The 25,581-nt window shown below is 68.9% G+C and carries 29 protein-coding genes; 18 read left to right on the top strand and 11 right to left on the bottom strand.

Annotated features, from left to right (window positions below; translation table 11 throughout):
* The first annotated feature begins 40 nt into the window (after positions 1 to 40).
* Complete coding sequence (locus H7J06_RS11010) at positions 41 to 1,054, top strand: alcohol dehydrogenase catalytic domain-containing protein (RefSeq protein ID WP_264038870.1); 1,014 nt, start codon at positions 41 to 43, stop codon at positions 1,052 to 1,054.
* On the opposite strand, the gene H7J06_RS11005 is transcribed toward H7J06_RS11010, so the two are convergent.
* Positions 1,030 to 3,879 (bottom strand): MMPL/RND family transporter, encoded by a 2,850-nt coding sequence (locus H7J06_RS11005; protein ID WP_264038869.1) that lies wholly within the window; start codon positions 3,877 to 3,879, stop codon positions 1,030 to 1,032. The two genes, H7J06_RS11010 and H7J06_RS11005, sit on opposite strands and share 25 nt — an antisense overlap.
* Entirely contained in the window at positions 3,876 to 4,310 is a 435-nt protein-coding gene (locus H7J06_RS11000) for an MmpS family transport accessory protein (RefSeq protein WP_264038868.1), read from the bottom strand. The genes H7J06_RS11005 and H7J06_RS11000 overlap by 4 nt, the downstream gene beginning before the upstream one ends.
* Positions 4,311 to 4,503: 193 nt before the next feature.
* Between H7J06_RS11000 and H7J06_RS10995 the strand changes: the two genes are divergently transcribed.
* Both H7J06_RS10995 and fbaA read left to right on the top strand, forming a co-directional pair.
* Positions 4,504 to 5,082: a TetR/AcrR family transcriptional regulator gene (locus H7J06_RS10995; RefSeq protein WP_264038867.1), complete on the top strand. Its 579-nt coding sequence runs from the start codon at positions 4,504 to 4,506 to the stop codon at positions 5,080 to 5,082.
* Positions 5,083 to 5,158: 76 nt separating this feature from the next.
* A complete protein-coding gene (fbaA, locus tag H7J06_RS10990; protein WP_264038866.1) occupies positions 5,159 to 6,196 on the top strand; it encodes a class II fructose-bisphosphate aldolase in 1,038 nt (345 codons plus the stop codon).
* A 10-nt stretch (positions 6,197 to 6,206) separates the two neighbouring features.
* Here the strand turns inward: fbaA and H7J06_RS10985 are convergent, their stop codons facing one another.
* The gene (locus tag H7J06_RS10985; protein ID WP_264038864.1) at positions 6,207 to 6,980 is read right to left on the bottom strand and encodes an Rv0361 family membrane protein; all 774 of its coding nucleotides are present in this window, start codon (positions 6,978 to 6,980) and stop codon (positions 6,207 to 6,209) included.
* A gap of 102 nt (positions 6,981 to 7,082) precedes the next feature.
* Between H7J06_RS10985 and H7J06_RS10980 the strand changes: the two genes are divergently transcribed.
* A complete protein-coding gene (locus H7J06_RS10980; RefSeq protein ID WP_264038862.1) occupies positions 7,083 to 7,499 on the top strand; it encodes a DUF3151 domain-containing protein in 417 nt (138 codons plus the stop codon).
* On the opposite strand, the gene H7J06_RS10975 is transcribed toward H7J06_RS10980, so the two are convergent.
* From H7J06_RS10975 to H7J06_RS10965, 3 genes are read right to left on the bottom strand one after another with little or no spacing between them, the layout of a single operon-like run.
* Positions 7,496 to 9,238, bottom strand: a complete 1,743-nt coding sequence (locus H7J06_RS10975) for an FUSC family protein (RefSeq protein WP_264038860.1) — start codon at positions 9,236 to 9,238, stop codon at positions 7,496 to 7,498. The two genes, H7J06_RS10980 and H7J06_RS10975, sit on opposite strands and share 4 nt — an antisense overlap.
* A gap of 13 nt (positions 9,239 to 9,251) precedes the next feature.
* Entirely contained in the window at positions 9,252 to 10,034 is a 783-nt protein-coding gene (locus H7J06_RS10970) for a site-2 protease family protein (protein WP_264038859.1), read from the bottom strand.
* A 9-nt stretch (positions 10,035 to 10,043) separates the two neighbouring features.
* Positions 10,044 to 10,607: a peptidase M50 gene (locus H7J06_RS10965; RefSeq protein WP_264038858.1), complete on the bottom strand. Its 564-nt coding sequence runs from the start codon at positions 10,605 to 10,607 to the stop codon at positions 10,044 to 10,046.
* Between the two features lie 111 nt (positions 10,608 to 10,718).
* Here H7J06_RS10965 and H7J06_RS10960 point away from each other — a divergent pair, with 111 nt between their 5' ends.
* The 3 genes from H7J06_RS10960 to H7J06_RS10950 are packed head-to-tail and all read left to right on the top strand — an operon-like array spanning position 10,719 to position 13,329.
* Positions 10,719 to 12,008: an adenylosuccinate synthase gene (locus H7J06_RS10960; RefSeq protein WP_264038857.1), complete on the top strand. Its 1,290-nt coding sequence runs from the start codon at positions 10,719 to 10,721 to the stop codon at positions 12,006 to 12,008.
* Positions 12,005 to 12,628, top strand: a complete 624-nt coding sequence (locus H7J06_RS10955; protein WP_264038856.1) for a PaaI family thioesterase — start codon at positions 12,005 to 12,007, stop codon at positions 12,626 to 12,628. The genes H7J06_RS10960 and H7J06_RS10955 overlap by 4 nt, the downstream gene beginning before the upstream one ends.
* A gap of 50 nt (positions 12,629 to 12,678) precedes the next feature.
* The gene (locus H7J06_RS10950; protein WP_264038854.1) at positions 12,679 to 13,329 is read left to right on the top strand and encodes a hypothetical protein; all 651 of its coding nucleotides are present in this window, start codon (positions 12,679 to 12,681) and stop codon (positions 13,327 to 13,329) included.
* Here H7J06_RS10950 and H7J06_RS10945 read toward each other — a convergent pair.
* Genes H7J06_RS10945 through H7J06_RS10935 form a run of 3 tightly spaced genes read right to left on the bottom strand, consistent with a single transcriptional unit; the run spans position 13,309 to position 16,337 of the window.
* Positions 13,309 to 13,497 carry a ferredoxin gene (locus H7J06_RS10945; RefSeq protein ID WP_264038853.1) on the bottom strand — a complete coding sequence of 63 codons (189 nt, stop codon included), beginning with the start codon at positions 13,495 to 13,497 and terminating at the stop codon, positions 13,309 to 13,311. The genes H7J06_RS10950 and H7J06_RS10945 overlap by 21 nt on opposite strands.
* Positions 13,498 to 13,509: 12 nt before the next feature.
* On the bottom strand, positions 13,510 to 14,718 hold the full coding sequence (locus H7J06_RS10940; RefSeq protein WP_264038852.1) for a cytochrome P450: 1,209 nt from the start codon (positions 14,716 to 14,718) through the stop codon (positions 13,510 to 13,512).
* Between the two features lie 23 nt (positions 14,719 to 14,741).
* The gene (locus tag H7J06_RS10935) at positions 14,742 to 16,337 is read right to left on the bottom strand and encodes a Na+/H+ antiporter (RefSeq protein WP_264038850.1); all 1,596 of its coding nucleotides are present in this window, start codon (positions 16,335 to 16,337) and stop codon (positions 14,742 to 14,744) included.
* A gap of 54 nt (positions 16,338 to 16,391) precedes the next feature.
* On the opposite strand from H7J06_RS10935, the gene H7J06_RS10930 reads away from it, so the two are divergent.
* Genes H7J06_RS10930 through H7J06_RS10900 form a run of 7 tightly spaced genes read left to right on the top strand, consistent with a single transcriptional unit; the run spans position 16,392 to position 20,853 of the window.
* A complete protein-coding gene (locus tag H7J06_RS10930) occupies positions 16,392 to 16,706 on the top strand; it encodes a UBP-type zinc finger domain-containing protein (protein WP_264038849.1) in 315 nt (104 codons plus the stop codon).
* Between the two features lie 22 nt (positions 16,707 to 16,728).
* Complete coding sequence (locus H7J06_RS10925) at positions 16,729 to 17,829, top strand: ATP-grasp domain-containing protein (protein ID WP_264038848.1); 1,101 nt, start codon at positions 16,729 to 16,731, stop codon at positions 17,827 to 17,829.
* The gene (locus H7J06_RS10920) at positions 17,826 to 18,260 is read left to right on the top strand and encodes an Rv0361 family membrane protein (RefSeq protein WP_264038846.1); all 435 of its coding nucleotides are present in this window, start codon (positions 17,826 to 17,828) and stop codon (positions 18,258 to 18,260) included. The genes H7J06_RS10925 and H7J06_RS10920 overlap by 4 nt, the downstream gene beginning before the upstream one ends.
* Before the next feature lie 34 nt (positions 18,261 to 18,294).
* The gene (locus H7J06_RS10915; protein ID WP_264038845.1) at positions 18,295 to 18,708 is read left to right on the top strand and encodes a rhodanese-like domain-containing protein; all 414 of its coding nucleotides are present in this window, start codon (positions 18,295 to 18,297) and stop codon (positions 18,706 to 18,708) included.
* Entirely contained in the window at positions 18,705 to 19,919 is a 1,215-nt protein-coding gene (locus H7J06_RS10910; protein WP_264038844.1) for an O-succinylhomoserine sulfhydrylase, read from the top strand. The genes H7J06_RS10915 and H7J06_RS10910 overlap by 4 nt, the downstream gene beginning before the upstream one ends.
* Positions 19,920 to 20,291, top strand: coding sequence for a hypothetical protein (locus tag H7J06_RS10905; RefSeq protein WP_264038843.1), 372 nt, complete (start codon positions 19,920 to 19,922; stop codon positions 20,289 to 20,291).
* Between the two features lie 43 nt (positions 20,292 to 20,334).
* Complete coding sequence (locus tag H7J06_RS10900) at positions 20,335 to 20,853, top strand: hypothetical protein (protein WP_264038842.1); 519 nt, start codon at positions 20,335 to 20,337, stop codon at positions 20,851 to 20,853.
* A gap of 10 nt (positions 20,854 to 20,863) precedes the next feature.
* Here the strand turns inward: H7J06_RS10900 and H7J06_RS10895 are convergent, their stop codons facing one another.
* Positions 20,864 to 21,721: an SDR family oxidoreductase gene (locus H7J06_RS10895; RefSeq protein WP_264038841.1), complete on the bottom strand. Its 858-nt coding sequence runs from the start codon at positions 21,719 to 21,721 to the stop codon at positions 20,864 to 20,866.
* 117 nt (positions 21,722 to 21,838) lie between these two features.
* Between H7J06_RS10895 and H7J06_RS10890 the strand changes: the two genes are divergently transcribed.
* The 3 genes from H7J06_RS10890 to H7J06_RS10880 are packed head-to-tail and all read left to right on the top strand — an operon-like array spanning position 21,839 to position 23,758.
* Positions 21,839 to 22,336 (top strand): GNAT family N-acetyltransferase, encoded by a 498-nt coding sequence (locus tag H7J06_RS10890; protein ID WP_264038839.1) that lies wholly within the window; start codon positions 21,839 to 21,841, stop codon positions 22,334 to 22,336.
* A complete protein-coding gene (locus H7J06_RS10885) occupies positions 22,333 to 23,448 on the top strand; it encodes an LLM class flavin-dependent oxidoreductase (RefSeq protein WP_264038838.1) in 1,116 nt (371 codons plus the stop codon). Before H7J06_RS10890 ends, H7J06_RS10885 begins: the two co-directional genes overlap by 4 nt.
* Positions 23,449 to 23,467: 19 nt before the next feature.
* Positions 23,468 to 23,758, top strand: coding sequence for a hypothetical protein (locus H7J06_RS10880; RefSeq protein WP_264038837.1), 291 nt, complete (start codon positions 23,468 to 23,470; stop codon positions 23,756 to 23,758).
* On the opposite strand, the gene H7J06_RS10875 is transcribed toward H7J06_RS10880, so the two are convergent.
* Complete coding sequence (locus H7J06_RS10875; RefSeq protein WP_264038836.1) at positions 23,751 to 24,494, bottom strand: MBL fold metallo-hydrolase; 744 nt, start codon at positions 24,492 to 24,494, stop codon at positions 23,751 to 23,753. The genes H7J06_RS10880 and H7J06_RS10875 overlap by 8 nt on opposite strands.
* A 60-nt stretch (positions 24,495 to 24,554) precedes the next feature.
* Here H7J06_RS10875 and fgd point away from each other — a divergent pair, with 60 nt between their 5' ends.
* Positions 24,555 to 25,565, top strand: coding sequence for a glucose-6-phosphate dehydrogenase (coenzyme-F420) (fgd, locus tag H7J06_RS10870; protein ID WP_264038835.1), 1,011 nt, complete (start codon positions 24,555 to 24,557; stop codon positions 25,563 to 25,565).
* Positions 25,566 to 25,581 lie beyond the last annotated feature (16 nt).

The following is a 25,581-nucleotide window of genomic DNA, read 5'->3' as shown; positions in this document are numbered from 1 at the left end:
CAGCCTGACGCCGACGCCGCCGCGTCACTAACCTCAAGTCATGCCCACACACAAAGCCGTCCACGTCGCCTCGCCCGGCGCAGAGCTCACCCTCGTCGATGTCGAGACCACGTCTCCACCGCGTGACCACGTGCGGATCAAGGTCGCCGCGGCGGGTGTCTGCGGCACCGACCACGCCTTCGTCAACGGTGGCTTCCCGGGACTGAACTGGCCCATCACGCCGGGCCACGAGATTGCGGGCACCATCGCCGAACTCGGGGACGGCGTCCAGGACTTCGCCGTCGGCGACCGTGTGGAGGTCGGCTGGTTCGGCGGCAACTGCAACCGGTGCAACCCGTGCCGCAAGGGCACGTTCATGCAGTGCGAACGGTTGCAGGTGCCCGGCCTGCAGTACCCGGGCGGCTACGCGGAATCGGTCGTCGTGCCGGCGACGGCCCTGGCCCGCATCCCCGAGGGTCTCTCGTTCGCCGAGGCGGCGCCGCTGGGCTGCGCGGGGGTGACGGTGTTCAACGGGTTGCGCACCACTAGGGCGAAGGCCGGTGACGTGGTCGCGGTCCTCGGCGTCGGTGGGCTCGGCCACCTCGGCGTCCAGTTCGCCAGGGCCATGGGCTTCGAGACGGTGGCCATCGCCCGCGGCCCCGGCAAGGAAGCCGACGCCAAGGAGTTGGGTGCGCACCACTACGTCGACTCGAAGGCCGAGGACGTCGCCGAGGCGCTGAAAAAGCTCGGCGGCGCGGCGGTCGTGCTCGCCACGGCGGCCAACTCCGAGGCGATGGCCGCGACGGTTGGCGGCCTGGGCCCCCAGGGGGAGCTGGTCGTCATCGGCGTCACCGCCGAAGATCTGCCCATCAGCCCGCTGGACCTGATCAACGCCGGCCTGTCGGTGACGGGGCACCCGTCGGGAACGGCCCGCGACGTCGAGGAGACCATGCACTTCGCGCTGCAATCCGGTGTGCGAGCCATGATCGAGGAGCGGCCGCTGGCGCAGGCCGCCGAGGCGTACGCCGCCATGGACGCCGGCAAGGCCCGCTACCGGATGGTGCTGACGGTCTGACGATGGCGGGCAGGTCGCTGGCGGACGTTGAGTGGCCACCAGAACCAGCGGCCCAGCAGCGCCGCGATCGACGGTGTCAGGAACGACCGGATCACCAGGGTGTCGACGAGCAGACCGAGTCCGATGGTGGTGCCCACCTGGGCCATCACCTTCAGGTCGCTGATCGCGAAGGACATCATCGTGAACGCGAACACCAGACCGGCCGAGGTCACGACGCTGCCGCTGCCGGCGATCGCCCGAATGATGCCGGTGTTGAGCCCGGCGTCGCGCTCCTCCTTGAATCTGGACACCAGCAGCAGGTTGTAGTCCGACCCGACCGCCAACAGGATGATCACCGACATCGCCAGCACCAGCCAGTGCAGCTCGATGCCGATGACGTGCTGCCACAACAGAACTGACAGACCGAATGACGCGGCCAGCGACAGCACCACCGTGCCGACGATCACCATTGCGGCGACCGCGGCCCGGGTGATGATGAGCATGATGATGAAGATCAGGCAGATGGCCGAGACCGCCGCGATGACGAGGTCGTAGTTGGAGCCGTCGCGCATGTCCTTGTAGGTGGCCGCGGTGCCACCCAGGTAGATCTTCGATGTCTCCAGCGGTGTCCCCTTGATGGCCTCGAATGCGGCGTTCTTGATCTCGTCGATGTGCGAGATGCCTTCTGGCGTCGCGGGGTCGCCCTGGTGAGAGATGATGAACCGCACCGCTTTTCCGTCGGGCGAGACGAACTGCTTGAGCCCCCTCTTGAAGTCGGGGTTGTCGAAGACCTCGGGCGGCAGATAGAACGAGTCGTCGATCTTGGAGTCGTCGAACGCCTTGCCGATGGCACTGGGATCGGACTGCTGGCGGTCCTGCAGACTCTGCTGATCCTGCTGCGTCGCATAGTTGGTCATGATCTGGTCGCGATTGCGCTCCTGGGTGGCGATCTGCGGCGGGATCAACGCAATCAGCTTGGGCTGCAACGCGTTGAGCTTGTCCAGGCTGGCGGTCGTCTGGCCGAGGAGGTCGGTCAGTTCGCCGATCCCGTCCAGCGCGTCGAAGATGGAGCGCAGCGTGTAGCAGACGGGAATGTCGTAGCAGTGCGGTTCCCAGTAGAAGTAGCTGCGCAGGGGCCGGAAGAAGTCGTCGAAGTTGGCGATCTTGTCCCGTAGCTCGTTGGTGACCGCCACCGTCTTCTTGAGGTCGTCGGTCTGTTCCTGTTGGGCTGCGGCACTTTGCTTCTGCAACGACAGCTGCTGGCGCAGCACGTCGATCTGGGCGTTGATGTCGGCGGCTTGGGTCAGCAGATCGGCCGTGCGCTGTTCGGCGTAGGACTGGCCGAGCTTCTGGTTGACGCCCTGCTGACCGACGATGAAGGGAATGGAGCTGCCTTCGATGGGGGTGCCCAGCGGCCGGGTGATCGTCTGCACTCGGGCGATGCCGGGCAGGTGGAAGACGCTCTTGGCCACCCGGTCCACGACGAGCATGTCGGTGGAGTTGCGTAGATCGTGGTCGGCCACCAGCATCAGCACCTCGGGGTTCAACCGTGCCTGCGGAAAGTGCTTCGCCGCAACGCCGTAGCCGATGTTGGCCTCGACGTCGGCCGGCAGGTACTTCTTGTCGTCGTAGCTGGTCTTGTACGACGGCAGCGCGAGCAGGCCGACCAGAGTGATCGCAGTCGACGCCACCAGGATGGGTCCTGGCCAACGGACGACGGCCGTGCCGATCCGGCGCCACCCTCGGGTCTTGGTCGCGCGCTTGGGGTCGAGCAGGCCGAACCGCGACGCGATGGTCAACAACGCCGGCGCCAGCGTCAACGCTGACATGGTCACGACGAACATGCCGATGGCAAGCGGGATTCCGAGGGTCTGGAAGTAGGGCAGTCGGGTGAAGTGCAGGCACAGGGTGGCGCCGGCGATCGTCAACCCGGAGCCCAGGATGACGTGGGCGGTGCCGTGGTACATCACGTAGAACGCGTTCTCCCGGTCGTCGCCGGCGCTGCGCGCCTCGTGGTAGCGGCCGACGAGGAAGATTGCGTAGTCGGTGGCCGCGGCAATTGCCAAGAGGGTCAACAGGTTCACCGCGAACGTGGACAGTTCGATGACGTGGTGGTAGCCAAGGAACGCCACCACGCCTCGGGCCACGGCCAGTTCGAGGACCACCGTCAGCAGCACGATGAGCACGGTGACGATGGAGCGGTAGACCAGCAGGAGCATCGTCACGATCACGACGAAGGTCAGTGCCGTGACCAACTGCAGGCTCTTGTCGCCGGCGTGCTGCTGATCGGAGTTCAGCGGCCCGGCGCCGGTGACGTAGACCTTCAGCCCCGGTGGTGGTGGATGGGCGGCGACGATGTCGCGCACCGCTTCCACCGACTCGTTGGCCAGCGTCTCGCCTTGGTTGCCCGCGATGTACAGCTGCACGTAGGCCGACAGGTTGTCCGCGCTCTGGGATCCCGACGACGTCAGCGGATCGCCCCACAGGTCCTGGATGTGCTGGATGTGGGTCTTGTCCTTCTCCAGGTCCTTGATCAGGCCGTCGTAGTACTGATGATCCTGCGCGCCAAGGGGTTTGTCGCTCTCCAGGACGATCATCGCCGAGCTGTTGGAGTCGTATTCGCCGAACAGCTTGCCCACCAACTGGGTGGCTTGCAGAGACGGCGCGTCGTTCGGGGTCAGCGAGGTGGAGTTGGCCGCACCCACGGCCTCGAGCTGCGGCACGACGACGTTGACGAGCGCCGTCAGCGCCAGCCAACCCAACAGGACCGGCACGCAGAACAGGCGCAGGAAGCGGGGAATCCGGGCGCGGTGGACCGTCTGCTGGACCGTCTGCTGATCGCTCATGCGGACTTCACCAGGCACGACACCTGCGCGTTGACGCCGGTGGACGACTGCTCGTCTCTGACTTGGTCGTCGACGCTGACGCGGCAGCCGATCTGGTTGCCGTCACTCTGGGCGATGATGGTGGCGCTGGCCGACGGCTTGGTGGTCCTCAGGGTGATCGACCAGGGCAGGCGTGCGTCGTCGACGCGCTGCGGGGTCGCGTCCAGGTCGAGGTAGTTGATGGTCGCCACGGCGCCTTCCGTTCCGGTGATCTGGTAGGTCACGACCTTGGGGTTGAACGGTTCGGCGTCCTGCGCCAGGCCGGCGCCCGGGCGGGTGGTCTCGTTGTCCGACCCGAAGAAGCCGTGCATCCGGTACACCACGATGCCGCCGAGTGCGATCACCACCACGATGAGCAGCGGTATCCAGGCCCGCTTGACGATCCCGACCACAGAACCCCTCCGTCGCTCTGACCACACCAAGTGGTTAGCGCGTCAAACAATAGGGTGCACGACGTAGTTGGGCAAGCCGAACGGCTAACTCCACTTGAATCAGTGCGTTGTGGCGACTTACCGTTCGCCACGGACGTAAACTTCGCCACGTCGGCGACATCCGGCCCGACGGCACGATCACGAAGGCAAGGCATTGGCGAAACCCGTAGCACCGCGAGGCCTGGCTCGCGAGAGGGTGCTCGACGCCGCGGTGGCCCTCTTCGCCGAGCATGGGGTGCACGGCACGTCTCTGCAGATGATCGCCGACCGGGTGGGGGTCAGCAAGGCTGCGGTCTACTACCAGTTCCAGTCCAAGGAAGGCATTGCCCTGGAAGTGATCCGGCCGTGCATCGAGGACATCGCGCGGGTCATCAAGATCGCCGACGCGCTTCCCGACCCGCAGCAGCGCCGCGCCGTGGCCGTCAGCGGTCTCGTCGAAATGGTGGTGCGGCATCGACGGCTGGCCGTGGTGTTCTACGGCGACCCCGCCATCGACGCACTGATGACCGGCGATCCCGACTTCAACGCGGTCAACGATCGTCTCCGCGAGATGATGGAGGGCCCCGACCGCAGCGACGTCGAACGGATTGCCTTCTCGGTGTTCTGCTCCGGGGTGGGCCGGGCCGCCGCCGATCCCGAGCTGGCCGACATCGACGACGCCGATCTGCATCGCGCGCTGCTCGAACTGTCCGGCCGAATCCTGGCGCCCGCCGTCGCATCGTCACAACCCTGAGGTGTCGCCGACGGCCGGCGGTTGAGATACTTCCAAGACCGACGAACCACGCGTGCAACGCCAGGAGGAAACCCACATGCCCATCGCGACTCCCGAGGTCTACGCCGAGATGCTGGATCGTGCCAAGGAGCACTCCTTCGCATTCCCGGCCATCAACTGCGTCGGCTCGGAGTCGGTGAACGCCGCGATCAAGGGCTTCGCGGACGCCGGCAGTGACGGAATCATCCAATTCTCCACCGGCGGTGCGGAATTCGCGTCGGGCCTGGGCGTCAAGGAGATGGTGACCGGCGCCGTCGCGCTCGCCGAGTTCGCCCACGTGGTCGCCGCCAAGTACGACGTCACCGTCGCGCTGCACACCGACCACTGCCCCAAGGACAAGCTGGACACCTACGTCCGGCCGCTGCTGGCGATCTCCGCCGAGCGCGTCGCCAAGGGGCAGAACCCGCTGTTCCAGAGCCACATGTGGGACGGCTCCGCGGTGCCGATCGACGAGAACCTGGAGATCGGCAAGGAACTGCTGAAGCTCGCGGCCGAGGCGAAGATCATCCTCGAGGTGGAGATCGGCGTCGTCGGCGGCGAGGAGGACGGCGTCGAGGCCGAGATCAACGACAAGCTCTACACCTCGGCGGAGGACTTCCAGAAGACCATCGACGCCCTGGGTGCCGGCGAGCACGGCCGCTACCTGCTGGCCGCCACCTTCGGCAACGTGCACGGCGTGTACAAGCCGGGCAACGTGAAGCTGCGCCCCGAGGTGCTCGCCGAGGGGCAGCGCGTCGCCGCGGCGAAGCTGGGGCTCGCCGAGGGATCGAAGCCGTTCGACTTCGTCTTCCACGGCGGATCGGGCTCGCTGAAGTCGGAGATCGAGGATTCGCTGAAGTACGGCGTGGTGAAGATGAACGTCGACACCGACACCCAGTACGCCTTCACCCGCCCGTTGGCCGGGCACATGTTCGCCAACTACGACGGCGTGTTGAAGATCGACGGCGAGGTCGGCAACAAGAAGGTCTACGACCCGCGCAGCTACCTGAAGAAGGCCGAGGCGTCCATGTCCGAGCGCGTCGTCGAGGCGTGCAACGACCTGCACAGCAGCGGCCGGAGCGTGTCCGCCAGCTAGCCCCGGGGGCTTACTGAGGCGCTTGGCAGATCTTCCACTGCTCGTCGCGGAGCTCAAGATCGAAGCTCCGCGTCGAGCGGGTGGACGGGTCGAAGGCCATGAACGACGTCACGTTGGCCTCGGCGTGCGACTCGTGCACGACGACCTGGTCGATGCTCGCGACGATCGGGTACTGCCTGGCCGCGGCGACCCGGGAGTGGATGTCCTTCCACTGGTCGTCGTCGTATCTGACGAGGCTGTCGGCGGTCTCGCCGCACGTGATGTTGCGCAGCGTCGACAGGTCGCCGCTCTGGATGGCGGTGTCGAAGTTCTGGATCGTCGAGCGCACCATGTCCTCCTGCGACACCGCGGCGGACTCGTCGCGGGACATCAGCACGGTGCCGAGGATGGCGACGGCGGCCAGCGCGGCGATGACGAGCACCAGCGCGATCACCCAGCCCCAGCTGCGTCGACTGCGCGGCGGCTTGGGCTGATCACCCCGACCGGGAATCACCTGTGGCGCAGCGCCTCCCGCGTGGGGGATCGGTGCGGTGAAGGCCCCGGCCTCCGCGGCGTCGGACTGTCCCTGCGGCATGGCGAAGATCTCGGTGGCCGGCTCGGGTGCGGTGTGGATGATCTGGGTCTTGCCCGCGTCCATCCCCGACGGTGCGGTGAATCGACGCTCGGGCGCGTCCGCCTCGGCGGCCCCGGCCAACGCGGTCGGATCGATCACCTCGGTCTCGGGCGAAGAGCCGTCGTCCGCGCCAGGTTCGTTGTTCTCGTCCGTCCCCGATGGGTTCGACATGCGCGCTTCAGTCCTCCCTCGTGACTACGTCGATCTTATCCACCCCGCGCCTCGACGACGCCTGACGGCGTCGGCGTGTGATCCGCACGGCACAATAAGCGCATGACTCACATGGGCGATCTGCTGGGGCCTGATCCGGTCCGGCTTCCTGGCGACACCGAAGCCGAGGCCGAACTGGCCGCCGGCGAGAATCCGGCGATCGTCGCCGCCGCTCACCCGTCGGCCTCGGTGGCCTGGGCGACACTGGCCGAGGACGCCCTCGCCGACGACAAGGCCGTCACCGCCTACGCCTATGCGCGCACCGGGTATCACCGCGGTCTGGATCAACTCCGCCGCAACGGGTGGAAGGGCTTCGGCCCGGTGCCGTACTCGCACGAACCCAACCGTGGCTTCCTACGCTGCGTGGCCGCGCTGGCCCACGCCGCGGACGCGATCGGCGAGACCGACGAGTTCCAGCGGTGCCTCGACCTGCTCGACGACTGCGACCGCACGGCCCGCGGCGAACTCGGCCTCGGCTAGTTCCGCAGGGCCGCGGTCAGGGCGGTGACGTCCGCGGACGCGAAGTCGGGGGCATCGGTCACCGAGGGTGGGGTGCTGCGGGTGCGCAGCGCGGCCGCCAGCCCACGCAACTGCCGGGCGAAGGCGTCTGCGTCGTCGGGACCCAGCAGTGGCCCGGACGCCCGGACGTCCATCTCCCAGCAGGCGGCGATGGCGCGATAGGCGAGGCGCTCGGTCGCCGCCGCGGCGGGCCGCAACCGCTCACCCGTGGCGCGCAGCCGCGCCGAACCGGCCGCCGCGGCGTCGACCGCGTCCCGCAGGTCGATGGTCGCCAGCTGCAGATCGCGTCGCGAGCGCCGAGCCGCCAGGGTCGCGGTGTCGGCGGCGAGGTGGGGCACGGTCGTCGCGACGGCGTCCACCACGTCGGCGACGGAGTCGACCAGCCTGCCGGTCTCCTGAAATCGGCTCAGCACCAGGAACACCGCCACCCCGACCGCGCAGCCGATCAGGGTGTCGCTGCCGCGGGCCAAGAGCAGCTCGCCGACGTCCACCCGGTGGCTGCCGGTCGCGATGGTCAGGGCCGCGGCGGTGATGAACACCGACGCCAGCCCGTAGTGCCGGACGACGAGCATCTCGATCGTCAACTGCAGTGCCGCGAGGATCACCGCCAGCCACCACCCCTGGGGATGCAGCCACAGGATGCCCGCGGCGAGGATCAGCCCCAGCCAGGTGCCGACGAGCCGGTCGGCGCCGCGACGCAGCGTGCGGCTGTGGTCGGCGCCCTGGTGCAGGACCAGGACCGCGGCCGCGATCGCCCAGTACGCGTGACCGACGTCCAGCAGCATCGCGGCGGCGCCGGCCAGCGGTGCGGCGACCGCCACCCGGACCATCACGTGCCGGACGTGTGACCCGGGTCGAAGGGCGCGACGCAGGAGTGCCGCGGCCCGCGGTCGGGCGAGGGGAACCCGGTCCTCGGCGCGGGTCGACACCGTCGCGGGGTCGGCGCTCAGGTCGCCGATGCGGCGGGCGGTGTCCGCGGTCTCGGGTGCCGGGCCCTCGGCGACGGCGCTGGCCGTCATCGCGTCGGCGAACAGCACGTGCAGGGCGTGGTTGGCGGCGCGCAACTGCCGCAGCCGGTCGTCCGCGCCGGTGGCCGGCTGGAAGCTGACGAGTGCGTTCCACGCCGCGTGCAGAGCGGCCGCGGCGCGATGCCGGGCGGCCGTCTCGCCGGCCGACCCGACGGCCTCGACGTATGCGGCCACGGCCGCACCTGCCGTGGCGACCGCCACCCGCTCTGGACGGCGCCGCTCGCGCAGGGCACCGGCCATCTGCACCAGCCACGCGACGGCGCCGCCGCCGAGCACCAGCGCGCCCAACTGCCACGGAGCCAGCTTCGCGGCCGAGACGCCGATGCCCGCCGCGCAGGCCAGCGCGAACACGTAGGCACCGGGTGGCCCGACCGCGAGCGCGTTGCACAGCCACACCGCCGCGACCGACACCACCGAGACGACCGCGACGCCGAGCCACGCCACCTGCGCCGACCACGACCCCACGGTGACCGACGCCGCGAGGGCCACCGAGACCACGGCCAGTTGCACGCCACGGTTGAGGTACGGCCGGTCGCCACCGAAGCGGGCGGTGAACGCTCCCAGGGTGGCGATCAGGCCCGCGCCGACGTTGCCCACCCCAGTTCCGACGAGGACGGGGATGGCGGTGCTCGTCGCCGCGCGCACCGCCAGCGGCCACCGAGACGTGCTCATCGGCGGACCGGTCTCAGAACCAGGCGGACCAGAACCGGGTCAGCTGGGAGCCGAGGCCGACCAGCCCGCCCGGGATGTCGTACAGGTCGACGAGCCACAGCACGATCGAGAAGAACCACTGGTTCAGCATCGGTGCCATCAGCAGGACGAACAGGATGATGAAGCCCCACTGCTTGACCGGCTGAAGCTGGCGCTGGGTCTCCGGCTTCAGGTGGGGTTCCAGCGCGCCATAGCCGTCGAGGCCGGGGATGGGCAGCAGGTTCAGCAGCACGGCCGTCACCTGCAGGAAGGCCAGGAAGGCCACCCCGGCCCAGAACACCGCGTGCTCGGGATCGAAGAAGAGCCGCGTCACGGTCAGGAGCACGATCGCCAGGACGACGTTGGCCAGCGGACCGGCCAGGCTGACCGTGGTCCGCTGCCGCTTCGTCATCGACCACGTGCGCACGTACACCGCGCCGCCCGGCAGTCCGATCCCGCCGAGGGCGATGAACAGCACCGGAATGCCCAGTGAGAGAAGCGGATTGGAGTACTTCAACGGGTTGAGCGTCAGGTAGCCGCGGACCTCGACGTCGTGGTCGCCGTAGCGCCAGGCGGTGTAGGCGTGACCGAACTCGTGCAGGCACAGCGACACCAGCCAGCCGAACACGACGAAGACGAACACCCCGGCGTAGGCCAGCGGCGTCGGGTCGAACTCGGCGAGCCACGCGAGCACTCCGCCGACGGCGGTGATCGCCACGATGGCCAGGAACACCGGGCTGGGCCGCACGGATTGGCGCAGTGGACGGACGTTGCTCACCCCACGAAACTACTGGACGCGAAGCCATCCCTTGGTGTGGCGGTAGAACGTCGACCGGCGCGCCGGACGCGTGGCGCGCACCCCGTCGCGCACGACCGTCACGCCGGTGGTGCCCAGCTGGGCGGCCCGCCCGGTCACCCAGCGTCGAGGCCGCAGGGAACCGGTCAGCACCCTGGCACGCAATCCCGGCACGTCGGCCATCGGCTCGATCCGCACGCCCGCGACCTCGCCGTCGAAGAGCACCGTGTCGTCGACGACCGCCTCGCCGGCGACGGTGCGGCTGGAGTCGTCGGGCGGCAGCCAGAGGCCGGCACGGGTCAACACGGCGCCCGTTTCGTCTCGGATCAGAGGCACCCGTCGGGCGGTCCCGGTGCGCGCCCGGCGAGCCGTCCACGGTCGCCGGACCAGCGCGACCTCGACGTCCAACCGGTCGGCGCGCAGCAGCCTGGCCAGCACGATCGCCAGATCGGCGGCCGTGCCGAGCACGATCAGGCGGCCCGCGTCGGAGGCGGCGTCGACGTCGGTGGGCGCGGCGACGTCGACGACGGGCAGTCCCGCCAGGGGCCGGGGCACTCGGCGGCCGGCGAACCGCAAAACCACCGCTGCAAACGGCTGGGCATCAGGTCGGATAGGGTATGTCACCGGCTGTCACAGTATTCGAGGCAGATGAGCGGGAGAAACGCGATGCCGGCAATCGTCCTCATCGGCGCCCAGTGGGGCGACGAGGGCAAGGGAAAGGCCACCGATCTACTCGGTGGCCGTGTCCAGTGGGTCGTTCGTTACCAAGGGGGGAACAACGCCGGGCACACCGTCGTCCTGCCCAACGGTGAGAACTTCGCCCTTCACCTCATACCGTCGGGCATCCTGACCCCCGGTGTCACCAACGTCATCGGCAACGGTGTGGTGGTCGACCCCGGTGTGCTGCTCACCGAACTCAAGGGGCTCGAGGACCGCGGCGTCGACACGTCGCGGCTGCTGATCTCCGCCGACGCGCACCTGCTGATGCCGTATCACGTGGCCATCGACAAGGTGACCGAGCGGTACATGGGCAGCAAGAAGATCGGCACGACCGGTCGCGGCATCGGGCCCTGCTACCAGGACAAGATCGCGCGCATCGGCATTCGCGTGGCCGACGTGCTCGACCCGGACTCGCTGACCCAAAAGATCGACGCCGCACTGGAATTCAAGAACCAGGTGCTCGTCAAGATCTACAATCGCAAGGCGTTGGACCCGCACGAGGTGCGCGACGCGCTGCTCGAGCAGGCCGACGGCTTCAAGCATCGCATCGCCGACGCCCGGCTGTTGCTGAACGAGGCGCTCGAGGGCGGCGAGACGGTGCTGCTGGAGGGCTCGCAGGGCACGCTGCTCGACGTCGACCACGGCACGTATCCCTTTGTGACGTCGTCGAATCCGACGGCGGGCGGCGCGTCCGTCGGCTCGGGCATCGGGCCGACCAAGATCACGACGGTGCTGGGAATCCTCAAGGCGTACACCACGCGGGTCGGATCGGGTCCGTTCCCGACCGAGCTGTTCGACGAGTTCGGCGCATACCTGTCCAAGACGGGCGGCGAGGTCGGCGTCACGACCGGCCGGGCCCGTCGCTGCGGCTGGTTCGACGCCGTCATCGCCCGCTACGCCACCCGCGTCAACGGCATCACCGACTACTTCCTCACCAAGCTCGACGTGCTGTCGAGCCTGGAGACGGTGCCGGTGTGCGTCGGTTACACGGTCAACGGCAAGCGGACCGACGAGATGCCGATGACCCAGAGCGACATCGCCGTTGCCCAGCCCGTGTACGAGGAGCTGCCGGGGTGGTGGGAGGACATCAGCTCCTGTCGCACCTTCGACGAGCTGCCCGCGAAGGCGCGCGACTACGTTCTGAGACTGGAAGAGCTTGCCGGAGCCCATGTTTCGTGCATCGGCGTCGGCCCCGGTCGCGAGCAGACGATCGTGCGCCGGGACATCCTGGCGTGACCGAAACCGACCCGCACTACGACCGCCACGGCGGGTTCCCCCTGTTGGAACCCGTCGACCCCGGACCGGGTTTCGGGCACTTCCTCGCGTCCACGAGACGACTGCAGGACCTCGCGGTCTCGGCCGACCCGGACGGCGACACCTGGACCGAGGCGGCCGCGCGGGTGGACGCGCTGGTCGAGTTGCTCGCCCCGTTCGAGGCGCCCGAGGGCGTCGGCCCGGCCAACCGGGTGCCCACCATCCCGGGGTCGGGCAGCCTGCTGATGGCGCCTTACACGATCACCAGGATGGAGCCCGACGGCGTCGATCTGACGGTGCGGTTCAGTCGATTTCACGTCGGCGGCAACTCCGCCGTGCACGGCGGAGTGCTGCCGCTGCTGTTCGACTCGATCTTCGGCATGGTCATCCACGCGGCGGGCCGCCCGATCAGTCGCACCGCCTTCCTGCACGTCGACTACCGCAACGTCACGCCGATCGACACGACGCTGACCGCGCGGGGCTGGATCAGGGAAACCGAGGGGCGCAAGGCCTTCGTCAACGCCGAACTGCGCAGGCCCGACGGCACGCTGTGCGCGGAGGCCAACGGCTTGATGATCCGGCTTCTCCCCGGCCAACCCTGACACCGGGCCAACCCCGACCCAAAGCCGGATCCGCGTGTCACCATGACGCGGTGACCGAACACCTGCGCAAGCTGTCGACCCCCCGCGCGGCGGCGGTGGCGGGCGTGTTGTTCGCGCTGCTGTTCGGCGCAGCGCTGATCCTGATCCGCTTGTCGCTCCCCGAGCACCCCGAGATCGGTACCTCCTGGATCGAATCCGGCCGGGGCAAGATCCGCGTCGCGGCCCTTCTGCTGCCCTTCGCCGGTGTCACGTTCCTGTGGTTCATCGGGGTGGTGCGCGACGGCTTCGGCCGCTATGAGGACAAGTTCTTCTCGTCGGTGTTCATCGGCAGCGGTCTGCTGTTTCTGGCCATGGTCTTCGTGGCCAGCGCGGTCGGCGTGGCGCTGTCGGCGAGCCATTCCTTCACCGCCGACGTCGCCGCCCACGCCGAGGTCATCGCGTTCGGCCAGGTGCTGATGATGACGTTGACCAAGACCTACGCGCTGCGAATGGCGGCGGTGTTCATGATGTCGTTGGCCACCATCTGGTTGAAGACGGGCCTCATGCCGCGCTGGTTGGTGATGACGACCTACGCCGTGGTGGTGTTGGTGTTGCTCGCCGCGGACGTCAGCATGTGGATCGCGCTGGCCTTCCCGGCGTGGGTGATGGTGGTCAGCCTGTTCGTCCTCAACCGGCGGGACTCACACCAGCCGGAGCACTGACGCCGGGCAGATGTCGACCGCTTCACGGGCATGGTCCTCCTCGGCTTCCGGCACGTCCTCGGCGAGGAGCACCACCACGCCGTCGTCGTCCTGGTCGAACAGAGCTTCGGAGGTCATCACGCAGTTGCCCGACGAAATGCAGGCGTCACGGTTGGCTTCGAGCTTCACGTCGTCGACCTCCTAGAAACTGACGGCCAGCGAGCGCAGGCCGTAGATGAAGTGGAACGAACGGAACGCGACGTCGTCGAACTCCTCGGCGAGCGCCAGGTGGGGAAAGCGCCGGAACAGTGCGGGCCACGCGATCCGCATCTCCATCCGCGCGAGCGGCGCGCCGAGGCAGTGGTGCACTCCGTGGCCGAACGCGAGGTGACCCGCGGCGCCGCGACGGATGTCCAAGGTGTCTGGGGCGTCGGTGAATTCGGGATCCCGGTTGGCCGACGGCAACGACGCGAAGACCAACTGGCCCGCGGGGATCGTCACGCCGGCGACCTCGACCGCGGTCGTGGTGACCCGGGGGATCGAGGTGTGCACGATCGACAGCCACCGCAGCATCTCCTCGACGGCCGGGCCGACGGCGTCGGGATCGTCGCGCACGGCGGCCAATTGGTCGGGGTGTCGCAGCAGGGCGAGGGTGCCCAACCCCAGCATGTTCGAGGTGGTCTCGTGCCCGGCGAGCAGCAACAGGCCGGCAATGCCGATGAGCTCGTCGTCGGTCAGTTCGTCGCCGTGCTCGCGGACCAGCATGCCGAGGATGTCATCGCCGGGATGGCTGCGGGCGCGCGTCACCAGGGACTGCATGTAGGCGCGGCCCTGCCGCTGCATCTCGAGCCGTTCGGGCATCGGCAGCGACAGGTCGAGCTGGCGCACCGAGCGCGCCTGGAAGTCGGCGCGGTCCTCATACGGCACGCCGAGCAGCTCACAGATGACCAGTGACGGGATCGGAAGGGCGAAGTTCTCGACGAGGTCGACCGGTGACCCGGCAGCCTCCATCGCGTCGAGGTGTTCTGTGACGATGTCGGTGACCCTGGGCTCCAGCCGCTTGATTCGGCGGATGGTGAACTCCGGGGTCAGCATGCGCCGCAGCCGCTGGTGTTCCGGCGGATCGAGGCCCAGCAGGTTTCCCGCCCGGGTGCTCGCGACCTCCTCGTCGGACAGCACCGGAGCCCCGGGGAGCACGAACCCCGGCGGCCGCGAGTTGGAGAAGTACTCGTGGTCGGACAGCACCCGCTTGACGTCGTCGTGCCTGGTGACGAGGTACACCGGCACCCCCAACGCGTTGACCACCCGCTCGACGCCGGTGCCCCGGCGGATCTCGCCCAGTTCGGGCGTGGGGTCGAACGCGTTGCGGCGCATGTGTACCGGTGGCAACGAGGGAGCCGATGTGGTCATGGCATCGACGGTACCGACGGTTTTCACTCGCGGTCGAGCGTCGCCTCTTCGAGGTCGAGCCCCCGCAACACCGACCTGAGCACTTCGTCGTCGATCCGGCCGGCGTCGCGCTCGGCGATGAACGTCTCCCGCTCGGCTCTGAGCATTTCGAGGCGCAACCGCCGGAACGCCGCCGCGGGACCCTCGCCGATCTCGTCGTCGCTGCGCCCCAACTGTTCCCACGCGGCGTTGCTGCGGCGGTCGTTCCAATGGCGAAGGATCGTGGCGGCGCGTTCGGGAACGTCGGTGTCCGGGCGCTGCTTGGCCATGATCTCGTCGAGCCGGTCGGCGGCGGCCTGCGCCGCCTTGGTCTGCGCGGCTGCCTCGGCGAGGGCGTCTTGGTGGGCGTCGTCACCGGGCACGTCGAGGACCTTGATGATCCACGGCAGGGTCAGCCCGTGCAGCAGCAGCGTGCCGACGACCACGACGAAGGTGAGGAACACGAGCTGCGGCCGGCCGGGGAATTCGTCACCCGACAGGGTGGTGACCGGCACGGCGAACGCGGCGGCCAGCGACACCACGCCGCGCATCCCCGCCCAGGCGACGATGAAGACCTGGGACTTGGTGGGCGCCTCCTCGTTCTCCCGGATGCGGCGCGACAGCTTGCGCGGCACGTACGCCATCAGGAACACCCAGACGATCCGGACGCCGATCACCGTCGCCAGCACCGCCGCCGAGGCGATCGCCAGCACCTCGGCGGAGATGCCCTTCAGCTCGGCGACCACAGTCGGCAGCTGCAACCCGATCAGCAGGAAGGCAAACGACTCGAGGACGAACTGCAGCGTCTTCCACACCGCGGTGTCCTGCAACCGGGTGGCGTAGCTGGCCTTCGTGGAGCGCTGGCCCAGGATCAGTGCCGCGACGACGACGGCGATCACGCCGGAGCCGTGCACCTCCTCGGCGAGCAGGTAGATGAAGAACGGCGCGACCAGGCCGAGCGCGCTCTCCACCAGCGAGTCGCCGAGCCAGCCCCGGACGTAGACGATGACCGAGCCCGTCGCCCAGCCGATCACGGTGCCGCCGACGGCGGCGAGGGCGAAGGTGAACACCGGCGTGCCCCAGCTGCTGGCGGTGCCGATCGCCGCCGCCAGGGCGACCTTGTAGGCGGTCAGCGCCGTCGCGTCGTTGAGCAGGCTCTCGCCGCCGAGCAGCGTCATGATCTGGCGCGGCAGACCGAGCCTGCGGCCGATCGCCGTGGCGGACACCGCGTCGGGCGGCGCGACGATGGCGCCGAGAGTCAGGGCCGCGGCCAGGGTCAGCTCGGGCACGGTGTGATAGGCGACGATGCCGACCGCGAACGTCGTCACCAGGGGGAGGCCGACCGCCAGCAGGCCGATCCGGCGCGTGTTCTTGCGCATCGCGACGTAGCTGCTCTCCAGGCCCGCCGACCACAGCAGGGGCGGCAGAATGACGAAGAGCACCAGGTCCGGTTCCAGTTCGATGCCGTCCACGCCGGGAATCAGGCCGGCCAGCAGGCCCGCCACGACCAGCGCCAACGGTCCCGAGACGTCGTACCGGCGCGCTATCCCGGCGAGCACCACCGACGCCACGAGCACCGCGAGCAATGAGGCTCCACCCACGCTGCCAAACCCTTCTGTCCATGAACCGACCGGGGCCGCCCTATTGTTGACGGCATGCGGAGGAGAACGCGACAGCGCGACGTGAATTCCCCGCCGGCCCCCTCGACGTGCGAGCACTTGGCCGTGACCGTCGACGCGGCCGAGCCGGAACCTCAGACGCCCGGCATGTGCCAGGAATGCGACGAACTCGGTGAGAGTACCTGGGCGCACCTCCGGATGTGCCTGACGTGTGGGCACGTCGGCTGCTGCGACTCCAGCCCCCACAAGCACGCCAACCGGCACTTCCACGAGACGGACCACCCCGTCATGCGGTCGGTGGAGCCGGGCGAGAACTGGCGGTGGTGCTACGTCGACATCCGGCTCGGCTGAGCGTCTGGCAGGGTGGGGCGCGATGAGTGAAAGCACCGATCGACCCGCCACGACGGTTCTGCTACTCGGCGGCGGTGACACGGGTCCCGAGCTGGCCCTGGCCTTCGAACGTCTCGGTGTCGCGGTCGTGCGCGTCGACGACTGCGCCGACGCCGATGCGATGAACGCGCTGCTGGACGAACACCAGCCGGACTACGTCGTCGCCGTGTCCCCGGAGGTCTCGCCCGCGGTGCTCATCGCCGCGGCCGAACGCGAGTCGGTCGAGGTGTTCCCGACACCGCGCGCGACGCGTCTCGGCGCCGACCGCGAGGGGCTGCGCAAGCTGGCCGGTGACGAACTCGGTCTGCCCACGGTGCCGTTCTGGTTCGCCTCCTCGGCCGAGGAACTGGCCGCCGTGGCCGACCACGCCGGGTTTCCCCTGGTGGTCACCCCGTTGTTCGGCGTGGTGACCGACGGGCAGTCGGTGCTGACGCGGGCCGACGACGTCGAGGCCGCGTGGCGCCGAGCGGGCGCGGCGCTGCCGACGCCGCAGAACCGGGTGATGGCCGAGACCGTCGTCGAGGTGGACGAAGAGGTCACGCTGCTGACCGTGCGCACCACCGAGCCGTCGGGGCCTGCGGTGCAGTTCTGTGAACCGATCGGGCACCGGCGCGCGGACGGGCGACCGTTGGAGACGTGGCAGCCGGAGCGGTTGTCGCTCGCCGCGCTCGACGCGGCGCGTTCCATCGCGGCGCGCATCGTCCACTCCCTCGGCGGCCGGGGCGTGTTCGCCGTCGAGCTGCTGGTGCGCGGCGACGAGGTGTACTTCGCCACCGTCGACGCGCAACTCTGCGACGTGGGGCTGGTAACCCTTCGATCGCAACGTCTTTCGCAGTACGAGTTGCATGCCAGGGCAATCCTCGGGCTGTCGCTCGACACCATCATGATCTCGCCGTCGGCCGCGGAGGTGGCCGCCCGCCGCGACGTCCCCGCGGGCGAGCTGAAGGAGGCCCTCGACGTGCCGGAGAGCGACGTCCGACTGCTCGCGACGACGTCCGCGGCCATCGCGACGGCCCCCGACGTCGTCCGGGCCCGCGACCGGGCCCATCGGGTGTCGACCGTCGTGCACGGACTCGGGTCGTGAGCGAGCCGGAACCCGAGGCCGACCGTCCGACGATCGCCCCGTTCCTCGGTGGGTTGGCGGTGTTCGCCCTCGTCATCCTCGGAATCGTCCTGTTCAACGTGTTCGGGTCGGAGACCACCACGCCGGGGGACCAGGTGGCGAAGGCTGCCGTCGGCCAGAACGACGCGCTGCAACGCCAGGACTACGGCAAGTTCCGCACCTTCACCTGCCGCGCCGCGCAGGGCTCGGAGGCCGACTTCGTGGCTCGCCAACGGGATTCGGTGGCCAAGAACGGCGAGCGCTACCTCGACGACGTCACGAACATCTCCGTCGACGGCGGCCGCGCGTCGGCGACGGTCACCTACCACTTCGACAAGACCGCCGAGACGAAGACGCCGGCGGAGGTGACCTTCGTCCAGGAGGACGGGGCCTGGAAGGTCTGCCCAAGCTAGCTCCGTTCCAGCTGGCTGTGGGACACTCGCGGTCGTGAGTTATGCGGGAGACATCACCCCTGAAGAGGCCTGGAAACTGTTGGCGGACGACCCCGAGGCCGTGCTCGTCGACTGTCGCACCGAGGCCGAGTGGCGCTTCGTCGGCGTGCCCGACACCTCGTCGCTGCGACGCGACGTCGTCTACGTCGAGTGGAATCGCTCCGACGGCTCGCACAACGACGGCTTCGTCGACGACCTGGTCTCCGCCGGGGTGACTCCGGGTGAGCGTCCGGTGGTCTTCCTGTGCCGTTCCGGCAACCGCTCCATCGGCGCGGCGGAGGCCGCCACCGGAGCGGGCATGACGCCCTCCTACAACGTGCTCGACGGTTTCGAGGGCAACCTCGACGAGGCGGGCCACCGGGGCGCCACCGGCTGGAAGGCCGTCGGCCTGCCGTGGAGGCAGTCATGAGCGAACCGGTGCCGAGCGTCCGCATTCCGAAGCCGTTGCCCGACGGCGTCAGTCAGGCGACCATCGGGGTGCGCGGCGGCCTGTTGCGCTCGGAGTTCGAGGAGACCTCCGAGGCCCTCTATCTGACGTCGGGCTACGTCTACGCCTCGGCCGGCGACGCGGAGAAGGCGTTCACCGGCGAGATCGACCGCTACGTCTACTCGCGTTACGGCAACCCGACCATCTCGATGTTCGAGGAGCGGCTGCGGCTGATCGAGGACGCACCCGCGGCGTTCGCCACGGCGACGGGCATGGCCGCGGTGTTCACCGCGCTCGGTGCCCTGCTCGGCGCGGGTGACCGGCTGGTCGCCGCCCGCAGCCTGTTCGGCTCGTGCTTCGTGGTGTGCAGCGAAATCCTGCCGCGCTGGGGCGTCGAGGTCGTCTTCGTCGACGGCGAGGACCTCTCGCAGTGGGAGGAGGCACTGTCGGTCCCGACCCAGGCGGTGTTCTTCGAGACGCCGTCCAACCCCATGCAGTCGCTGGTCGACATCGCCGCGGTGTGCGATCTCGCCCACGCCGCCGGCGCAAAGGTGGTGCTGGACAACGTCTTCGCCACTCCGCTGCTGCAGCAGGGTATGCCGCTGGGTGCCGACGTCGTGGTCTACTCGGGCACCAAGCACATCGACGGGCAGGGCCGCGTGCTGGGCGGGGCCATCCTCGGGGACGAGGAGTACATCGACGGGCCGGTGCAGAAGCTGATGCGGCACACCGGCCCGGCGATCAGTGCGTTCAACGCCTGGACCATGCTCAAGGGCCTCGAGACGATGGCGGTCCGGGTGAACTATTCGAACGCCTCGGCGCAGCGGGTCGCGGAGTTCCTGCAGGACCACCCGTCGGTGTCGTGGGTGAAGTACCCGTTCCTGGAGAGCCATCCGCAGTACGACCTGGCCAAGCGCCAGATGCGCGGCGGCGGCACCGTGGTCACGTTCGAGTTGGCCGGGGGCACCAAGCAATGCGCGTTCGACGTGCTCGACAAGCTGCGGGTGATCGACATCTCGAACAACCTGGGCGACGCCAAGTCGCTGATCACCCACCCGGCGACGACGACGCACCGCGCAATGGGTCCGGAGGGCCGGGCGGCCATCGGGCTCGGCGACGCGGTGGTGCGGGTGTCCATCGGGCTCGAGGGCACCGAGGATCTGATTGCGGACCTGGATCAGGCGCTGAGCTAGGTGTCGCGTTCGAGTGCGGCCAAGAAGGCGCGGCGCAAGAAGCGCGTCGGCGCCCGCAACGAGAGCTGGCTGCCCGACGAGCTGCACGCCGAGATCAAGGGCGTCGCCCGCATCGCGGACGAAATCATCCCGCGCGGTTGGGAATTCGACACCGACTTCTCCACCGACGAGTTCGTCACCTGGTACTACCCGCCCTCGGCGGTCGAGGGCTTGGACGAATCCCTGGAGCCCGTGACCAGGATCTGGCTGACCGACGCCGACGAGCCTCACGTGATCCTGGTCGGATCGGGGGAGGGCGACGGCGACGTGACGCTCACCGTGGAGGAGCTGTTCGCCCGGCTCGACGAGTTCGAGGGCCACCAAGCGGGCTGATCGCTCGCCCCGACGTGTCGGTGCCCAGACGTACTCTCGTTCCATGTCGGGCCCCGATCGCCTCCTGTACTACCTGCGCGGTGCCCCGGATCGCGTCGACGGTGCGCCCGACGCCATCGAGATCCCGCGCGTGTACGAGTCCGAGGCCGAGGCGCGGGCCGAGTTGAGCGTGGTGATGACGCTGAGTCGGATGGTGCACGGCGACGTCGTCGCCGACTCGGCCAGCTGGTACCTGCAGACCGCCGACGTCACCAGCCCGCCGGCCGTCCACGAGGAGCAGGTGTTTCACGGCTATCTGCTCGCCGACACCGTCTATCCGCTCGCGGGTGGCTGGGACGAGTTGCTCGACGCCTTCGACTGGGAGCCGTTCGTCTGCGAGATCGAACGGCGTCGAGCTCACCGCGCGCGACTTCCGTGGCAGCGAAAGATGTTGGGGCAGTTCAGTATCGAGACGTGTCGACCGACGTGCTCGATCGACTACTCGTTCTTCCGCTTCGCGCCGGTGTCGTCGGAACTGCTGGTGCGCCCACTCAACGTGTACGCGACCGAGCCCTTGTTCTAGGACGCGCGGGCTAGTCCGACTTCTCCAGCACGCCGATGGCGGCCTGGGCGCGATCCTCGTAGGACTTGCGTGCCGTGGTGTCGAACTGCAGGAAGACGTGGTCGTTGCCCATCTGCTTGGACAGCCAGCGCCTGCCGCGCGGTCCCAGCATCGAGGTGACGGCGCCGACGAAGCGCAGCGGGCCGGGCACCGACACGTGGGTCTTCGGCTTGTCGAGTGACTTCACGATGGCCGCCGCGATGTCCTCGGGCTCGACCGGCTTCTGCGCGCCGGTGTTCTTGGTGCCCGAGATGAGCTCGGTGTTGGTGAAGGTCGGCAGGATGCAGGTGACCTCGACGCCCTGGGGCGCGAACTCGTCGGCCATGGCGGTGGTCAGGCCGACCACGGCGAACTTGGTGCCGGCGTAGACCACCTGGCCGGGGACCGCGACCATGCCCGCCATCGAAGCGATGTTCACGATGTGTCCGCGGCGGCGGCGCACCATCTCGGGCAGCACCAGTTGGCAGCCGGTGAGCACGCCGTAGAAGTTGACCTCGATGGACGAGCGGATGGACTGCTCGGACTGGTCGAGGAAGGGGCCGACGGGCATGACGCCGGCGTTGTTGATCAGGACGTCGATGTGGCCGTCGCCGTCCGTGCGCGCCTTGTCGAGGAACATCTCGAACGATTCCCGGTCGGTCACGTCGAGCGGGTAGCCGGTCACCTGGCCGTACCTGGCCAAACCGGTGACGGCCGACTCGAGGACCGCGACGTCGCGGTCACCGATGACGACCCGCGCGCCGCGGTTGAGGAGGGCTCGCGCGGTGGCGTGGCCAATGCCGCGGGCGGCTCCGGTGATGGCGACTGTTCTGCCCTTGATGTTGTCCATGCGAAAAAACTTTACACGTGTCAAGTTTGGATCCCAAGAGCGGATGTTTTCGATCAGCACGAGGCGAAAGGCGCTGAGCGGAATGCGGGCGGCCAGTTCGCGGTAGACATGGAGGTGATGACTCTGCCCACCGTCGACGGACTGCGATTCGTCACCGTCGGCCAACATGACGACCTTGCCGAGCCGCTGATGGCCGAGCTGGCCGTCGAGTACGCCACGCGGTACGGCGGCACGACCGAGAACGTCTCGGCCTGGCTGCGGGGCTATCCGGCCGCCGAGTTCGAGGCGCCCGCGGGCGGCATGCTGATCGGCGTGCTCGACGGCACGCCCGTGACCGGCGGCGCGTTCCGTCGCTTCGACGACCGCACGGCCGAGCTCAAGCGGATCTGGACCGACAGCGGGCACCGCAGGCGCGGGCTGGCGCGGACACTCCTGCTGGAACTGGAGGCCGAGATCGCCGAGCGCGGATACCGACGCGTCTACCTGACCACCGGCGACCGTCAGCCGGAGGCCGAGGCCCTCTATCTGGCCGCCGGCTACACCAGACTCACCGACCCCCTGCCTGCCGACGGCGAGGTCTACCCGATCGCCTTCTCGAAGGAGTTGCAGCCGTGAACGTGCCGCTGTCCATCCTCGACTTGTCGCCGCTCAGCGAGGGCGGTGACGCCGCAACGGCCTTGCGCAACACCGTCGACCTGGCTCGGCATGCGGAGCAGTGGGGCTACCGCCGCTACTGGCTCGCCGAGCACCACTTCGTGTCGGTGGCGAGTTCGTCGCCCGCGGTACTGATCGGCCGGCTGGCCGCCTCGACCACCCGCATCCAGGTGGGTGCGGCTGCCGTCCAACTCGGTTACACCACCGCCGTGGCCGTCGTGGAGAGCTTCGGCATCCTCGACGCGCTGCATCCCGGCCGCATCGACCTCGGAGTGGGGCGCTCCGGGCAACGCCGCCGCGAGGAGATCTCGGCCAGGCCGGCGGACCGGCCGGCCGCCGCTCCCCGAACGTGGCACGAGGTCGACGGCGTCGTGATCCCGACGCCCTTCGATCTGAGTGCGATGATGCGCAACCCGCGCCTCAGGGCCAGGGCGTCGGTGCTGCAGCAACCCGAGGCCAACGCCCCCGACTTCGCCGACCAGGTGGCCGACATCCTCGCGATGCTCGACGGCAGCTACCGCGTCGGCGACGTGGAGGTGCACGCCGTGCCTGGCGAGGGAGCTCCCTTGCGGCCCTGGGTGTTCGGCAGCAGCAAGGGCCAAAGCGCGCGCGTGGCGGCGAAGTTCGGCCTGCCGTTCGTCGCCAGCTACCACATCACGCCGGCGACGGCGCTCGAGGCGGTCGACGTCTACCGCGAGAACTTCCAGCCCTCGGCCGCACTGCCCGAGCCCTACGTGGTCGTCTCCGCCGACGTCGTGGTGGCCGACGACACCGCCACCGCCCGACATCTCGCGTCGAGCTTTGGACAGTGGGTCTACGCCATCCGCGCGGGCGACGGCGCCGTGCCGTACCCCGACCCGGCGTCCGCCCAGCCTCTGACCGCCGAGCAGCTGAAGGTGGTCGAGGATCGCACCGCAACGCAATTCGTCGGAGACCCCGACGAGGTGGCGCACCGGCTGGACGCGTTGCAACGGCTCAGCGGGGCAGACGAACTGGTGATCACCTCCGTCACGCATGATCACGCCGACCGGTTGCGCTCCCACGAGCTGATCGCCACGCGGTGGGGGTTGTAGGGGCGGCTACGCTCGAACGGTGCTGTCCGAGCTGACGGTGGGCTGGCTGATCATGGCCGCCGGTCTGCTGACCTTCGTCGCCGGTGTGGGGCTGCGGTCCCACGTCGGCCGACGGCCCAATGAGCGAGTCGGCCGGGCGCTGAGCAGGTTTCGCGAATCGTCGGTCGGCAGCGCCCTCTACGGGCCCGTCGCCTCGGATGCCCGTGACCCCGAGGAACTCGACCAGACGGTCCTGATGCCGACGATCGTGCTGGGTTGCGGCTTCCTGCTGACCGGGATCTTCCTGCTCGGCTACGGACTGCTCACGTAGCTTTGCTGGCCGCCGCGGCCTGCGTCGCCGCGTCGCGAATGGAACCACGCCACACCGGCCCGTGACCGGGCAGCAGCACATCGGTGTCCAACGCACCCAACGTCGTCAGGCTGCGGACGCAGGCGGCCTGATCGTGGTTGAACAGACCGGGCAACAGTTGCGGCCCGCGGTGCGTCGACACCGGGTGAGCGGTGATCAGGGCGTCCCCGCCGACGAGCACGCCGTCGACCAGATACGAGCAGTGGCCGCCGGTGTGGCCGGGCGTCGGAATGGCCGTCGGCGTGCCAGGCAGCGCCGCGGCGACCTCGTCGGTCAGGGCCCGCGCGGTGGGGATGGCGTCGCGGGTCAGCGCGCCGACACGGGCGATGTCGAGCGACCACTTCAGGTATCTCGGCTGCCAGGCCTTCGCGGCCAGCGCGACCGGTGACACCTGCTCGAGGTAGTCACGGTGGGCGTGTCCGACCTCGGTGGCATGGCAGAAGACCGGTGTGCCATGGGTTTTCGCGAACCAGATGGCCGAGCCCAGATGGTCGACGTGGGCGTGGGTGAGCAGGATCGCGTGAATGTCGTCGACGTCGAAGCCCAGCTGGCGCACCGAGCCGACGACGTCGTCGCGTTGACCCGGAAAGCCGGCGTCGATGAGTACCACACCACTGCCATCGGTGACGAGCGTCCAGTTGACCAGGTCGGTCTGGGCGAAGTGCACGGAGTCGGTGATGGCCGAGAGAGTCGCCACGAGGACGAGTGTAACGAGACGGGTGGAATATCCCGTCGGCCCCAGGAGTAGAAAAGAAGCGTGGCTGAACTCAAGTTGGGATACAAGGCGTCGGCGGAACAGTTCGCCCCGCGGGAACTCGTCGAGCTGGCCGTCGAGGCCGAGGCACACGGCATGGACAGCGCGACTGTCAGTGATCACTTCCAGCCGTGGCGCCACGAGGGCGGGCACGCGCCGTTCTCGCTGGCGTGGATGACGGCCGTCGGCGAGCGCACCAAGCGACTGGTGCTCGGCACCTCGGTGCTGACCCCGACCTTCCGATACAACCCGGCGGTGATCGCGCAGGCGTTCGCCACGATGGGGTGTCTGTACCCCGACCGGATCTTCCTCGGTGTCGGCACGGGCGAGTCGCTCAACGAGATCGCCACCGGGTTCGAGGGGGAGTGGCCGGAGTTCAAGGAGCGCTACGCGCGCCTGCGCGAATCCGTGCGGCTGATGCGCGAGCTGTGGCTGGGCGACCGCGTCGACTTCGACGGCGAGTTCTACAAGACCAAGGGCGCGTCGATCTACGACGTCCCCGAGGGCGGCATCCCGATCTACATCGCCGCCGGCGGGCCCCAGGTGGCCAAGTACGCCGGCCGCGCGGGTGACGGGTTCATCTGCACCTCCGGCAAGGGCGAGGAGCTGTACAAGGACAAGCTCATCCCCGCGGTCAAGGAGGGCGAGGAGGCCGCGGGCAAGGCCCCCGACGCGATCGACCGGATGATCGAGATCAAGATCTCCTACGACACCGATCCCGAGCTGGCGCTGGAGAACACCCGGTTCTGGGCGCCGCTGTCGCTGACCGCCGAGCAGAAGACCAACATCCACGACCCGCTGGAGATGGAGAAGGCCGCCGACGAACTGCCCATCGAGCAGGTCGCCAAGCGCTGGATCGTCGCGTCGGACCCGGACGAGGCCGTCGCCAAGGTCAAGGACTACGTCGACTACGGACTCAACCACCTCGTCTTCCACGCGCCGGGCCACGACCAGCGCCGGTTCCTGGAGCTCTTCCAGCGCGACCTGGAGCCGCGGCTGCGCAAGCTGGGCTGATTTGGCAGGCTGGCAC

It is taken from the genome of Mycolicibacterium hodleri (genome assembly GCF_025822245.1).
GTDB lineage: Bacteria > Actinomycetota > Actinomycetes > Mycobacteriales > Mycobacteriaceae > Mycobacterium > Mycobacterium hodleri.
The sequence above is the reverse complement of the archived record's forward strand: the minus strand, read 5'-3'. Positions and strand labels throughout refer to the sequence as shown.